Origin of the sequence: Bacillus sp. S14(2024), from assembly GCF_050473785.1 — a bacterium.
Classification (GTDB): Bacteria; Bacillota; Bacilli; order Bacillales; family Bacillaceae_G; genus Bacillus_A; species Bacillus_A yunxiaonensis.
Map to the genome: position 1 here is coordinate 3,485,285 of NZ_JBFLUP010000006.1, position 14,856 is coordinate 3,500,140.

The 14,856-nt window shown below is 34.8% G+C and carries 13 protein-coding genes and 1 tRNA gene; 6 read left to right on the top strand and 8 right to left on the bottom strand.

From position 1 onward, the window contains the following. Nucleotides 1-319 precede the first annotated feature (319 nt). On the bottom strand, nt 320-1,687 hold the full coding sequence (locus tag AB1279_RS17820; protein ID WP_429760118.1) for an aldehyde dehydrogenase: 1,368 nt from the start codon (nt 1,685-1,687) through the stop codon (nt 320-322). Between the two features lie 425 nt (nt 1,688-2,112). Continuing rightward, on the bottom strand, nt 2,113-4,503 hold the full coding sequence (locus AB1279_RS17825; protein ID WP_429760120.1) for an immune inhibitor A domain-containing protein: 2,391 nt from the start codon (nt 4,501-4,503) through the stop codon (nt 2,113-2,115). 358 nt (nt 4,504-4,861) lie between these two features. On the opposite strand from AB1279_RS17825, the gene AB1279_RS17830 reads away from it, so the two are divergent. Together AB1279_RS17830 and AB1279_RS17835 are read left to right on the top strand one after the other, a co-directional pair. After that, nucleotides 4,862-4,993 (top strand): anti-repressor SinI family protein, encoded by a 132-nt coding sequence (locus tag AB1279_RS17830; protein WP_429760121.1) that lies wholly within the window; start codon nt 4,862-4,864, stop codon nt 4,991-4,993. Nucleotides 4,994-5,077: 84 nt separating this feature from the next. Further along, on the top strand, nt 5,078-5,401 hold the full coding sequence (locus tag AB1279_RS17835; protein ID WP_429760122.1) for a helix-turn-helix domain-containing protein: 324 nt from the start codon (nt 5,078-5,080) through the stop codon (nt 5,399-5,401). Between the two features lie 399 nt (nt 5,402-5,800). On the opposite strand, the gene AB1279_RS17840 is transcribed toward AB1279_RS17835, so the two are convergent. The 4 genes from AB1279_RS17840 to AB1279_RS17855 form a co-directional block, all read right to left on the bottom strand. Beyond that, on the bottom strand, nt 5,801-5,956 hold the full coding sequence (locus tag AB1279_RS17840; protein ID WP_429760124.1) for a DUF4047 domain-containing protein: 156 nt from the start codon (nt 5,954-5,956) through the stop codon (nt 5,801-5,803). A 202-nt stretch (nt 5,957-6,158) separates the two neighbouring features. Further along, entirely contained in the window at nt 6,159-6,734 is a 576-nt protein-coding gene (gene sipW, locus AB1279_RS17845) for a signal peptidase I SipW (protein WP_429760125.1), read from the bottom strand. A gap of 145 nt (nt 6,735-6,879) precedes the next feature. Beyond that, a complete protein-coding gene (locus AB1279_RS17850; protein WP_429760126.1) occupies nt 6,880-8,115 on the bottom strand; it encodes a D-alanyl-D-alanine carboxypeptidase family protein in 1,236 nt (411 codons plus the stop codon). A gap of 154 nt (nt 8,116-8,269) precedes the next feature. Next, nucleotides 8,270-8,497 carry a hypothetical protein gene (locus tag AB1279_RS17855; RefSeq protein ID WP_429751264.1) on the bottom strand — a complete coding sequence of 76 codons (228 nt, stop codon included), beginning with the start codon at nt 8,495-8,497 and terminating at the stop codon, nt 8,270-8,272. A gap of 199 nt (nt 8,498-8,696) precedes the next feature. On the opposite strand from AB1279_RS17855, the gene AB1279_RS17860 reads away from it, so the two are divergent. Both AB1279_RS17860 and AB1279_RS17865 read left to right on the top strand, forming a co-directional pair. Further along, nucleotides 8,697-8,769: transfer RNA gene (locus AB1279_RS17860), tRNA-Val, on the top strand. Between the two features lie 466 nt (nt 8,770-9,235). After that, a complete protein-coding gene (locus AB1279_RS17865) occupies nt 9,236-9,625 on the top strand; it encodes a DUF1259 domain-containing protein (RefSeq protein ID WP_429751276.1) in 390 nt (129 codons plus the stop codon). Nucleotides 9,626-9,977: 352 nt separating this feature from the next. Here AB1279_RS17865 and AB1279_RS17870 read toward each other — a convergent pair whose 3' ends face one another. Continuing rightward, nucleotides 9,978-11,414 carry a glycoside hydrolase family 1 protein gene (locus AB1279_RS17870; RefSeq protein WP_429760127.1) on the bottom strand — a complete coding sequence of 479 codons (1,437 nt, stop codon included), beginning with the start codon at nt 11,412-11,414 and terminating at the stop codon, nt 9,978-9,980. 252 nt (nt 11,415-11,666) lie between these two features. Between AB1279_RS17870 and AB1279_RS17875 the strand changes: the two genes are divergently transcribed. Next, nucleotides 11,667-12,392, top strand: coding sequence for a MurR/RpiR family transcriptional regulator (locus AB1279_RS17875; protein ID WP_429760128.1), 726 nt, complete (start codon nt 11,667-11,669; stop codon nt 12,390-12,392). A 179-nt stretch (nt 12,393-12,571) separates the two neighbouring features. On the opposite strand, the gene sstT is transcribed toward AB1279_RS17875, so the two are convergent. Continuing rightward, nucleotides 12,572-13,810, bottom strand: coding sequence for a serine/threonine transporter SstT (gene sstT, locus AB1279_RS17880; RefSeq protein WP_429760130.1), 1,239 nt, complete (start codon nt 13,808-13,810; stop codon nt 12,572-12,574). Between the two features lie 588 nt (nt 13,811-14,398). Between sstT and AB1279_RS17885 the strand changes: the two genes are divergently transcribed. Beyond that, on the top strand, nt 14,399-14,830 hold the full coding sequence (locus AB1279_RS17885) for a DUF1641 domain-containing protein (RefSeq protein WP_429751285.1): 432 nt from the start codon (nt 14,399-14,401) through the stop codon (nt 14,828-14,830). Nucleotides 14,831-14,856 lie beyond the last annotated feature (26 nt).

Here is a 14,856-nt window from a genome sequence, read left to right on the forward strand (position 1 = left end):
CCTATCTATCTTATATTTTTTTGTATTCATAACGAATTATTACTTTTATATACAGCCAAACAAAAATCACGTTTTATATCACACTAACAGGCAGTAAGGGCCAGAATAATTACGAATGTTTCACCTTATGTAGTATGTTTGATTCATTTTTACCGCGCTATTCACTCATCCCAAAATTTCAAGGAATCAAAAAAATAGATGGGGAGAACTCCCTATCGATAAAAATTTCACTTTATATAATACACACTTTGAATAGAAAAACCCCTTCAATTACGAAGGGGGTTTATCATACAGCTACGCTAATAGATAAATACCATCACTATTTTAACAATTTTCGAATGAATTTTAAAGCACTTTTTGTAGAAGAATAGCGGATTTTCATGTCAAATACTGTCGATTGAGATAAAACACTTTTATAGTGCGAAAAGGTTTGAAAGCTATACTCTCCGTGGTAACTACCCAATCCGCTTGAACCAACACCACCAAATGGTAAATATGGAGTCGCTAAATGATACACAACATCATTAATACAGCCGCCTCCATAAGAAATGGATTGCGTCACTTGCTTTTGTACATCTCGGTTCTCTGCAAAAACATATAATGCTAACGGCTTCGGATGACGTTGAACAGTTGCAATAACATCGTCTATATGTTCATATTCTAACAGTGGTAAGATTGGCCCAAAAATCTCATCTTCCATTACCGTGTGATTCCATGTCACACCTGTAAGCACTGTAGGTTCAATAAGTAGTTTATCTTTATCATAATTACCGCCTATTACAGCTTTCCCATCTTCCAAAAATGAACACAATCTTTCAAAATGACGCTGACTCACAATACGAACATATTTTTCATTTAGTAAAGGCCGCTCTCCATATTGTTCACGCACAGCCTTTCTCATTTCTTCTATAAACTGTTCTTTCACAGAGGAATGAACATATACATAATCAGGTGCAACACATGTTTGTCCTGCATTTAAAAATTTCCCCCATACAAGCCGCCGCGCTGTAACTTCAAGCTTTGCATCTTTATGTACGATACAAGGGCTTTTACCACCGAGTTCAAGTGTAAGAGGTGTTAATTGCTTTGCAGCTGCCTCCATAACAATTTTCCCAACCCCGACACTCCCCGTAAAGAAAATATAATCAAACGGCTCCTTTAATAAAATTGTACTCGTTTCAACACCACCCTCTACCACAGCGACAAGCTCTAATGGGAATAATTCCGTTAACATTTTCGCAATAAGCTTAGAGACATTCGGCGTTAGCTCTGAAGGTTTTAATACAACTGTGTTTCCAGCTGCAAGTGCTCCGACTAAAGGGGCAAGCGCAAGTTGAAATGGATAATTCCATGGGGCAATCACTAATGTTACACCATATGGCTCAGGAATAATTTTTCCCTTTGATCCAATATGAGTCATTGCTGTTTTAACTCGCCTTGGTTTACTCCATTTAGAAAGATTCTTTATCATAAAAGAAATTTCTTTTAATGTGTACCCAATCTCTGTTGTATACGATTCATGCTCTGATTTATTTAAATCAAGCTTTAACGCTTGAAAAATTTCAGACTCATAGCGCTGAATACCTGCATATAGCGCTTGTAACTGTTTCTTTCTCTCATCTATTGCCCTTGTTTTCCCGCTATAAAAGTACGTTTTTTGTCGTTCTATAATCGATGTAATCTCCATAAATATTCACCTCTCTATTTCATCATACTCTATAATATCTTCTTGTTTCTTCCTATTAAAAATATAACTTCTATGAGTAATTTTTTCATCTTCGACTAACGAAAAGTTCGCACCAATCAAGCACATGCTAGTAGTTATCCCCACCAAGATTTCTAAGACAAGGAATGATCAAGAGAAACTTCCATCGGTCGGGGTTTTCTTCATCCTCCACTGATGGAAAGCTCTCACCAATCGGGCTTTTACGGGCATTTATTCCCACTTATCTTCTTCGCCGCTCTCAATCTTGAGGTGGGGGTCTTATTGTCCGCGAATAACGAGATAAAACAATATGTAAAATTTTATTATATATTACTTTACGAATAACTTAAAATATATTTACCCATGAAAAAAGCTGTTAAAAGGAATCCCCTTCAACAGCTTCTCCATTATTTGCGGTATACGCGAATTGCCCCTGCAGAGTTATCGTCTGCTTGCCCGACTACTTCGATCTTTAATCCAAGCTGCGGTACTTTACGTCCTGCATCTGGAAGTAAAGTGTTCATATATGCTTTAGAATCATCAAACTTCGTTACGCCTGGTAACTCTTTGTAATCAAATGTTCCGCGTGTTGGAGATACAACTTTCCAAGACGGTGTTTTATTAAATGAGAACGCAGCATCTGCAATTTGGTATCGTGTGCTATTTGCAACAGTTGGTTTACCGTTTAATGTTCCAACAATTGCTTCTGGATGAGAATCAACAACACCAAGGAAGCCTTCACCTGGGTGAACACCAACCCAGTTATCTGTAAAGCTAGAGTCTGCATACCATACAAGAAGTCCTGTATTGTACACTGGACCGCGGCCATATTGTAACGCTTCATCTGCACCAGCATAGTTTCTCCACTCTAAATAGTAGTTATTCTTCTTCTTCTCAATCCCATTTGATACAACGAAACCATTTAATTTAAATTGTGGTGTACCTTCTGCATCATCGGAGAATACAACCTTGCCATCTACAGTGAATGTAGCATTATCTAACGTAAAGCCGTTTGGAGCAAAACCACCATCTGTAATATATTCGAAGACTAACTTTACTTTTTGACCTTTAAATTGGCTTAAGTCATATGACTTATCTACCCAGTTACCCTCAGTTGTATCTAGACCATTTTTAACATTCTTTTCACCAATTCTATCTACTAAAGTCTTTGTACCATCTTCTGTAACGGCATGTACTTCAAGGAAATCATAACCAGCCTCAATTTCATACAATGATTTGTAATCAAATTTCGCATTTGTTGCAGTTGTTAAATCAAATACTGGTGTTTCTAATGTTGTATGAAGATCATCGCCTTTTGTACTATAGTAATATTTCTTACCAAATGCAGGCTGAATACCTTTTACATCTTTATCCGGTAAGTTAACACGAATCAGACCAGGACGAGCTGATTTCGTTACACTTTGATCTAAGTATGTCGCAAAACCAATCCCTTTATTTATCTTATCATAATCTACTTCAACAATATTTGCCCAATTACCACCAATATTCTTTTGAAAGAATTCTTTATTTTGCGGAGAGAAGCTTGTTGGTGCTGTACCTGCTATTTTACCTGCCCAACTGCCGCCGCTCATAATAGACCAAGCTTGAATCGGCTCACCTGCTCCAGTATATTGTGTATCATACTCATCAGGAAGACCTAAATCATGACCATATTCATGAGCAAATACACCAACCGCTCCGTCTTCCGGCTCAATTGTGTAATCGAATGCTGCCATTTTACCGCCCCAGTTATTAACTTTTGCTTTTGTACCATCAATTGGATATACTTTTCCGAGGTTCCAGCGATGTGACCAAATTGCGTCGTCACCTAACTTGCCACCACCTGCTTCTTGACCAACTCCAGCATGAATAATCATTAAGTGATCAATCAGACCATCTGGCTCATTTTTATTTCCGTCTCCATTTAAATCATATTGATCAAATTGATCAAATTGAGATAAGTCAATACCGCTATCTACAGCTGCTTTTAATGCATCTTTTACAAGATCACGAGGTCCTTTTGGTCCTTTATTATCATGACCGCCAGTTGCAGCATCTGCCCCATAATCTGCTGCTTTACCTGGAACTGTTAACCATTTCGTTACTGTTCCATCTACTGTATAACTACCACCTGATTGCTCTTCATAGTACTTCTTAAATGTTTCAATTTTTGAACCATCGAATAATGTAAATGGTTCATCACCAAATAACATTTTCTGATAATGTTCCTGATTAAAATCATTTGCATACATATAACCAGGTTCTTGATCGATGTTGTTATGCTTAAAGTCAGCATATTCTACAAGTAATACAAGAACTTTATCTTTGCGAACAGGCCCGTTATATTCTTTTTGCTTTGCTGAAGTAGTTGGTACTTTACCGTTTGGTCCCGCTTTACCAACAGCTTGTCCAGCTACCGGACCGCCGACATGTCCATTTGCCTTTTCTTTTGAGGCGCCCTTTGCATCTTTAACTTTTTTCAAAAAGTCAGAGGCTTCTTTCGTAACACTATCCCCCGCTACTGGTTCTTTTCCAGGTTTTTCACCCTTCTTTTTCTCTACATAATTTTCAACAGCTTTTAACGTGTCTGCTTTCGACGCCGATTCACTAATTACGCCACGCTTCGTTAATGCATCAGCCAATCTGTCCTCTGGAATTAAATGATTGTCGATTGGACTAGAAGTTATTACATTAGACGGTGTTGCCGCATAAGCAGATTGGCTTCCAAATCCAAATGTGCAACTAAGCACAGCAGTCGCCGCAAGCGTAGACAGCACCTTAAAAGGCTTTTTCTTCATCCCTATTTCCTCCCTAAAACCAATTTTTATATCAATATTTAGATAATATTAAAAATTCTGTAAATTTACAATGTATTATATTGTCTTGTTTTGTAATATTTTTGAAATAAATCTTTGTTTCGAGGTATCTACACATATATTTTTCAACATTTTTCTGAAAATATTGAAAACTAATCAAAAAAACATTAAAATCACTATATGGAATTACAAAATATTAGATATATTTTCATATAAATCCAAGTTATACATAAATTTTACATTTTCTTAATGAAATTTCATTTTTAAATATTATAATAGTATCAATGCGAATATTTATTTTTATATCATATATAGAGAACCTATTAAGGGGGAATTGTGTTTGCAAATAGATAATAAGGAAGTACTCGATCAAGAATGGATTGATTTACTGCTAGAAGCTTTAGATATGAATATTAGCACTCAAGAAATTACAAATTTTTTAAAACGTGCAAATCAACCGTCGCAGAACTAATCCTCATTGTTCTTTTTAAAGAAAAATGTGTTATAATAAATTACATCTTAAGCCGATTACACACAGTAAGAAAGGTGCGTTAACATGATTGGAGAACGTATAAAACGACTGCGACTACAAAGAGGTATTTCGTTAACAGAACTTGCTGAAAAAGCAGGCGTTGCAAAGTCATACATTAGCTCTATCGAACGGAACTTACAACAAAATCCTTCGATTCAATTTCTCGAAAAAATTTCAAATGTTCTGCATATTCCAGTTGATTTACTTCTTCATGACGAACCAACAGAAGAAGATGCAATGGACTCAGAGTGGATAAAACTTGTTAAAGAAGCTATGCATTCTGGTGTTTCAAAAGAACAATTCCGCGAATTTTTAGAGTTTAATAAGTGGAAACAAAACCAAAAATAGTATGTTGTGAAAAGAGTGTTTTCTATGAAAGCACTCTTTTTATTTGTATAACAAAAGCGGGGAAGCCCCCGCTTTTGTTATACATTACTCTTCTCTCTCTTCGCCATCTATTTGCCTTGCATTAAATGTCCATTCTAAATTCCTCGCGTTTCTTTTTATTGTTAGCTCTTATATAGATAAGAGGTATAATTAATAGAATAACTACTTCTAGTGGAAGTTATTTTTATAAGCCTTTTTCCCTTTATCTCCATATCTGTTCTTAATAAGCGCCTTTCTGTTCGTCATAAAGAACTTCTGCTTTAAAAATAAGGTGACGTAAAATTCAAAATTTAGTATTTTTATTTATTTTCAATCTATTCTTCTCTCTTTTTCACCATATTTCTTACAACTTCTCTTTTTTCATTCATACATACCTAATTTCATCGTTATCATTGTTTCTTCATTTATTAATTTTTCAATTGCTTTCGGGAAAACATTTGTGGTTGATAACGCCAATTCTACTGTTTGTTGATTTGAAAAAGATGCTTCCATATAATCACAAAAAATGTTATACATTTATGCTATAAAACTATCGAAGAGAAAAAAAGTCCCAGTATAAATAACAATTTAAATTTACTTAAAAGTCTTTCATTCTTTATAATGAACAAGACTATCTCATAAAGACAGCCCTTCATTTATTTCTTAATCTATTCCATCAGTTTGCTGTGCTTCAAATGTCTAGTTTAATTTATCTCCTTAATTAAGGAATATAACCATTTTATACAGATCCTCCTACATTAGAAGACTTCTTTTTCTTTTCAGAGTCTACACTGCGTATCGCTCCAAAAATAGTAACCATAGAATAACCTAACAATAAGACACCTGGAATAATTAATAACAATGCTGCTCCCGCTATAGAATTTGCATAGTTTAATAGATATCCAACATATGGAACTGTTATATCTACATATTTTCCAACTACATTTTCTGCAAGAACAGGTTGTAAGTCAGGACCGTTGTTGTTGTCCCCTTTTGTTTCGTAGGATACTTGCCCATTTGCATTTTCCACACCAATAATGCGGTGCGTAATAAGCTTATTACCTTTTTCTTTAAACGTGATAATATCGCCTTTTTTATATTTTGAACCATCCTTTGTTGGTTCAATTGCAATAATAGATCCTGTTAAAAACGTAGGTTCCATTGACCCTGATAGTACTGTCTTAAATTGATATCCCATCACTGTTGGTTCGCCACCGCTTGCTTTTGCTGAAATCACAACAAACGCTAAGCAAACCATGATGGCAAACAAAACAAACGAAATGACATTAATCAGAATTTTCCAAATTAATTTCATGTGTCTCATCCCTTTCCTTATTCTCTATGTAAGCAAAAGGTACGATATTTAAATTAATCGTTCTTCAAAAAAGAACTCACTTTCATATTATAACGAACAACAAAGCACCGCAATAAAAAAATAGGCAAAATTTATTTGCCTATTTCTACTGCGACAATACTCGCTTTTTTTTACGCTTCCACAGAAATACTCCAATACCAATGATAGTAAGAATACCTGCACCAATTCCAGCCATTCGTACATATGAAGGAGTTGAAGTTATTTTTTCAATCTCATTTTGCTTCTCAAATGCAACATCTTCTTTTGAAAGAACCTTTATACTCTCTAATGTTTCATTATTTTTTTTAATATCTACCATTCCAACAACATCACCGCGGTGAAGACCTGTTTTATATAATTTTTCTTTATCAATAGGATTTTCCTTAAAAACAGCTTGTACATTTTTGGCTTCACCTTGCTTTAATACAAGTTCTACGCTTCGTTCTAATTCACCGTTTACTGACTTATTCAAGTAAGGCATTTCCTTTACCCAATTGTTTTTATCAAGTACTTGTTGTTTTGCAAATTGCGGAAAAGCATAATCAGCAATTTGTTTCATATCTTCGTAAATTTCAGGCTTTTGTGAAGCCATTACGACATTAATAATACGATTTCCATCTTTTTCATTTATTTCTACAAGCGTATTACGAGCTTCATTTGTAAAACCTGTTTTCCCGCCAATACAATATGGATTTTCAAAATATTTTCCTTTATTAAAAATAGAAGCTGTTTGTCTTGACGTTGTAACAGTTGTTCGTTTCGTATTCATTGCCTTTATAATTTCCGGATACTTCATCACACCTCTTGTAATCATTGCCATATCATAAGGTGTTGTATAATGATTTGGATCATGAAGACCATTTGGCGTAACAAAATGACTATCCTTTGCTCCCAGCTGCAGTGCCTTCTCATTCATCATTTTCGCAAAATTTTCCGGATTTCCTGCAATATGCTCTGCAATCGCATATGCCATATCATTTGCACTTAACACCATTAAAATCATAAGTGCAGTATCTCGATCTACTGTCTCTCCTGCTTGAAATTCAATTTGATAATTACTTTTTTCTTCTTCAAGAGCTTTTGGAGAAAATGCAATTTGCTCTCCTGGCTTCGTATGCTCCATCAATAAAATACTTGTCAATACCTTCGTTATACTAGCTGGATAAGCATGCTGATGCGCGTTTTTATCATACAAAACATCCCCTGTCTTCGCATCAACAGAAACCGCATATTGTCCAAACACATTCGGCACTGGTGGAGTTTCTGCATAAAATTTAGCGGGGGCAATAAAAAATAAACTGCTTGCAATAATTAAAGCCAAAATTTTCTTTAAATTATCCATACAACTCTCCTTTTCATCTCCCTTTATATGCACACGTGAATTATTTGATAATAATATTTGAATAAAATAATATATATTTTTTACTCACTATCTTTCACTATATCATAATTTTGCAAAAAAACACATGAAAAAACGGCATAAAAAGAAGGAGGAACTATTCCTCCTCATCTCTCTCATCTTCTAATAAATCCATAAAATTTTTAGCAGCTTCCTCTTCTGTTGTCTCATCTGTTATCCCTATAAATGACCAGTTCTTTGATTCTACCCATTTCATAAACTCATCTGAAAATTCCTCATGGGTTATATCTACATCAAGAACTGCTCCATTAATAGCAATCGTTCTATATCTTGGCACATACATTTTAAAATTTTTTCTTACCATACATACCCCTTCATTTATATATTTTTATACGAAATATTATTCATTCGTTTATATAATATATTAATAGAATAGCAAAAAATTAACACGCATTACGCCCTAAAAAGTCTAAAAATTTTAAATAATTACATATATTACTTGATTTTACTATAAGACTATCATACAATTAATTGCATACTAGTTTATTACATATAAATTTCCTGATCCCGTAGCTCAGCAGGGAGAGCGCCACCTTGACAGGGTGGAGGTCGCTGGTTCGAACCCAGTCGGGATCATATGAGAAGCCCCTTGATAATCAAGGGGTTTTCTTTATGTAAGAAAATTGTATTCCGGATTACCAGGCACCACGATACGTCCTATCAGTTCAGTTTTTTTATTATTGGTCATAACATTCCTCCTCATTTCAAAATTCCGTTTCCTTAAAGGATTAAGATTTTTTTCACAATGAATAATATGAAATAAAATTAGGAGTTATTAGTGAATGTTCCGAAAATAAAGCACTTATGTTATATTCCTATTTCAATAAACCTGGCCCGTTGCTTTAAGGTCAACTCACACCATTACAACTGCTTGCTTAATAAATTCACGCTTTCTCTATTGCAACTGCCTGTACAACTTTATTTGAATTTTAATAGGATATTATGAAAGATTTATATTTTTATAGGAGTTAACGTAGTTCGCAAAAAGAAAGAGGAAAGTTGTAAAAAAACAAAATGCAGTGTAAGGAAGGTGAAAAATAAAATGATGAACAATGAAGAAACACTTTGTCGTAAGTTTGCAAAAATTATAGGCGGTCAATCAGGATTTGCGGGCGGAAAGTGTGTAGCTACAATATCTCGAGATGAAATAAACGCAACGATTTTAGGAAAGAGATTTGGGGTGACTTCTTCTTTCTCATTCGAATCAATAGATAATTCAAGCGGCGAAGCTTTATGTTTAGGAAGAGTAGCCCTTTTACAAAATGAAGTGGAGCCATTTATTACTGTAATTCGCGCTCAGGAAATAATAGTTTCGTCTATCCACAATGAATGGTTGTTCGATAATCCACGTTTGATTTATGTCAATATCGAATCTGTTGAAGAACCATTGATTTTTGCACGAAAAGTCAAAAGAGCGTTAAAAGCTATTTGACCATAATCTTTGCACCAATTAAAGGAACCTCATTCTCTTTTCGTTTGATGTAAGACCATAGGCGCCTTACAAGTTAGATAAAATAAAATTCAGAGAGAATAAGATTACTTATTCTCTCCTTCTAAAAATTAATTCTCTTTTTTATATTCTAAAATTAAATTTTTGGCTTCGATAAATCCTGCTTGAGAAGTTACCCCTGATAATAATCCTCCAAAGCCTCTGTTTTAAATTCGTATTTTGTAACAAAACCCCATAAAATCTTACGCACAGCATTAACACCTGTTGTCATTTGAATAGAGGGAGTAGCTCTCAACAAAAGTATTTCCTTTGTAAAAAGAAAATTAATAGATTTTTATAACCTTTCCCCATTTGTTGCAATTACATCTTGATGCCAGAAAAAGGACTTCTTCTTTTTCCGTTCTAATGTTCCGCTGCCATCGTCATGTTTGTCAACATAGATGAAGCCGTAACGTTTGGAGAACTCACCCGTTGACATACTTACCATATCGATACAGCCCCAGCTTGTATAGCCTATTAATTCAACACCATCTTCAATGGCTTCACCCATTGCTTTTATGTGTTCACGAAGGTAGTCAATTCGATAGTCATCATTGATCGTGCCATCTTCTTCTATTTTGTCATAGGCTCCTAATCCATTTTCTACAACAAATAGCGGCTTCTGATAGCGATCATATAATTTGTTTAGGCTAATACGTAATCCTACGGGGTCAATTTCCCAACCCCAATCGCTTGCTTTTAAGAACGGATTTCTTATGCCGCCAATAATATTCCCTTGCGCCTCTTCCGCATCTGTCTTCATTTTTTTCTCAGTGCGGGACATGTAATAACTAAATCCGATATAATCAACGGTTCCTTCCTTTATTAATTCTAAGTCACCATCTTGAATCTCCAATTCGATATTATGTTCTTTAAAGTATCTCTTCATGAAAGCTGGATACTCACCCCGTACTTGCACATCTGCACAATAGTAATTGAAAAGCTGTTCTTCTTGAAGGGCGTACATTACATTTTCCGGATTGGAATCAAAGGCATATACAGGCGCAAAGAGAATCATACAACCAATTTTAGAGTTAGGAATGATTTCATGGCATGCTTTGACCGCAATGGAGCTTGCGACAAATTGATGATGGTATGCCTGGAAGGTAGGCTGGTATTTATCCTCTTCTTTTTGAATTGAAAAACCAAGTCCTTGAATCGGCATCACCAAGCTGCTATTGATTTCATTAAAAGTCATCCAAAACTTCACTTTATTTTTATAGCGATTGAAAATAGCTTTTACATATCTTTCAAAGAATGTTATCACTTGGCGGTTTCTCCAACCACCATATTCTTTTACTAAATGCAGAGGCATTTCATAGTGAGAAATGGTTACAACCGGTTCAATACCGTATTTATGCAATTCATCAAAAACACGATCGTAAAAAGCCAATCCTTCTTCATTTGCCTCTACCTCATCGCCGTTTGGAAAAATTCGTGTCCAGGCAATCGACATACGGAATGCCTTGAAACCCATTTCTGCAAACAATGCAATATCTTCTTTATACCGATGATAAAAGTCAATCGCTTCATGATTTGGATAGTAATATCGATCACCATGGATTTCAAAATCAAAACCTGGATTCGTTAATATTTTATACCGCTCGTTTCCACCTGGAAGGACATCAGCAATATTTAGTCCTTTATTCCCTTCACTAAACCCGCCTTCTATTTGATTGGCTGCTGTAGCCCCTCCCCACAAAAACTCTTCAGGGAATTGATATGTTTTCATTTGGATTACCTCCAGAAATTTATGCCGTCATTATTTTTGTTTAAAATTCTCTTCCTTATAAGCAACTACAAAAAAATCATAACTGCGTTTAACAGGATAGTAAATGAATGAAGAGTATCTAGTTTTTTATAACGGAAAAAGTGACGCGTTACATAAATGTAACACTATGTTTCATACGGAAAAGTTGTGTTAGAATGTAGTTATTATTTTTGCAGGCTACAATACTTTTTTACTGAAGGAGAAACTGGATCCATGTTTTCACACGACATAATCGCTTCTTTTAATGAATTAGAAACTTCTTTATACAACTATATTTGTCAAAACGGTGATAAAGTGGCGTATATGCGAATTCGCGAACTAGCAGATGAAACGCATGTATCAACAGCTACCATTTTACGTTTTTGCAGGAAACTACATTGTGAGGGGTTTTCCGAATTTAAAGTAAAGCTTAAAATGCACTTAAAAGAAAATAAAAAGACGGTGATAAAAAGTTCCCAACAATCGATAATAGAATTTTTTGAGCGAACATTAAAAGGTGACTTAGAAGAAAAAATTAAAGAAGCTGCAAGTCTCGTTATCAAAGCAGATAACGTTATTTTTATTGGGATCGGTAGCTCGGGTATTCTTGCTGAGTATGGTGCAAGATACTTCTCAAGCTTAGGTAAATTTTCGCTATATATTAAAGATCCTCACTTTCCGATTCACTCCAAACTCCGCAATAATAGCGTAACGATTGCTTTATCTGTCTCAGGAGAAAATCATTTTACCGTCACTCATCTTAACCAACTTAAACAAGAAGGAAGTAAAATCATTAGTATTACAAATAATACACTCTCAACCATTGCAAAAATCTCTGATATAAACATTCCCTATTATGTAACAGAGGAATTTTCCGAGGAATCTAATATTACTACGCAAGTACCTGTTGTTTATATTTTAGAATCTATGGCTCGGGAAATACACAAACTTAATCAATAAGCTGATTACTTCTACACCCATAGCATGTGAATAACGGTTTCTTTAACTATCAATCGAATTTTCAATATAAAAAGACAGGAGCTTGTTGCTCACTGTCTTTTATTTATGAACTATATAACAAATTATTGATGTTCTATGCTTCTAAAAGATCATATTTGCACCAGAACTATATTTCTTCCTTATGATACTTTGCGAATATCTATTTTTTTCCCTTCTTTACGCCACTCTTTAAATTCAGCTGTTGCTGTGAAAAGTACATCTGTGGATGAGTTAAGTGCTGTTTCACAAGAGTCTTGTAAAACACCTATGATAAAGCCTACTCCAACTACCTGCATAGCAACATCAGGTGAGATTCCAAATAAGCTGCATGCTAGAGGAATCAGTAATAAAGATCCACCGGCAACCCCTGAAGCACCACAAGCGCATACAGCTGACAGTACACTGAGAATGATTGCTGTAGGGAAGTCTACTTCAATACCAAGTGTATGAACCGCTGCAAGTGTCAAAACAGAAATCGTAACAGCGGCACCACCCATATTAATGGTTGCACCTAATGGAATGGATACTGAATAACTATCCTTATTTAAACCTAAGTTTTCACATAATTTCATATTTACAGGAATATTCGCAGCTGAGCTACGTGTAAAGAATGCTGTAATACCACTTTCCTTTAAGCACTTAAAAACAAGAGGGAAAGGATTTTGACGTATAAACACGAACACAATGATTGGATTGACAACCAGTGCCACAAAGACCATACAACCAAGCAAAACGGCAAGTAATTTTCCATAGCTTAGTAACGATTCGATTCCATTTGTAGTAATAGAATCCACTACTAGACCCATGATTCCTAATGGCGCAAACTTAATCACCCACGTAACCATTTTAGATACGGCGTCTGAAAAATTCGAAATCATTGTTTTTGTCGTATCAGAAGCATTTCGTAAAGCCAAACCAAGGAGTGTCGCCCAAGCTAAAATACCGATATAGTTCGCATTAAAAATTGCTTTAACTGGGTTATCAACAATGTTCAGCAGTAATGATTTGAGTACCTCTACAATACCGCCAGGAGCAGTCACACCTTCAGCACTCTTTGCAAGTGTTAAGCTTACAGGAAAAATAAAACTTACAACAACTGCGATTAATCCAGCTAAAAATGTTCCTAAAAGGTATAGGAAGATAATAGACTTCATATTCGTTTGTTGACCACTCTTGTGTTGAGCGATAGCTGACATAACCAAGAAGAGTACCAATACAGGCGCAATTGCTTTCAAAGCACCTACAAATAAAGTGCCTAAAATTACAACAGGTTTTGCTACTTGTGGGATTGTCACAGATAGAATAATACCAATAATCAAACCTACAATGATTTGTTTTACCAGACTCACTTGCCCCCACTTTTTCAGTATACTGTTCATGAATATTCCCCCATTAGTTTAAGATAAATTGCAACATCGCTAGTATAGAGCCATTTATTTCTCACAACTCTACAATTTTTCAGAATCTATCTAAAGATTTTTAAAACAAAAATATTCAGATAATTATTTTTATGAAGGGCCATTTTCATTGCATTCTATTCCATGAAGACGACTATCTTACCAATAAATAGTATTATAATGATTATTTTCATATATAACAATATTATTTTCTTTGTTTTTCAAAATATCTTAATTGTCAAATTTTAAACCTATATATGTCTCCATGAATTATGATTTCATAATTAAAAGAAAAAACCGGGCTTTAATTACGCAAAAACACTACCTATTTCCTTTTAGATCATTTTTATATCTCCCTAAAAATTATTACCGGTTCTAAAGATAGGACATAATTAAGCATTCAATGGCAATGATAAATTTATACAAAAGATTTATTTATATGCTTGTAAATTTTTCAAAATACAAAAATCATCTCAAGCTCTTAAGAGTTTGGGGAATCTTACGGAAGATAGGTCTTTTTCTTTAACCACTAAATGTAAGCAATTTTGTTTTCGTAAAGGAGAATCAGATATGTCAGAAACAATGGCAGGACAAGAGTTATCAAATTCATCTACTAATTTGGAACAACATGCTGTACTGAATGAACTATTAAAACCCGAAGTTCAGCAATCCTTAACTGCCTTAATAGAGCAGCTGCCAAAATTGACTGAGCTTGTAAGTATATTGACTAAGTCTTATGACTTTGTACAGGCAGTCGCTACCGATGAGGTATTAAAGAGTGATACCGTTGGAGCGATTCAAGAAATAATGGACCCTGTAACAGACTGCGTGAGAAATATTGCAGCCACTGCTATAGAAGCGAAAGATCGCGCTGAGGAAAGCAATGAGGTAATCGGTCTTTTTACTCTTTTAAGGATGATGAAAGACCCGCAAGCACAGAAGCTTTTCCGTTTTATAAATGCCTATCTCCAAATTAGCAGGGAACACAATAGACATGAATAGATCTTTTATATTAAAAATCATTAAGG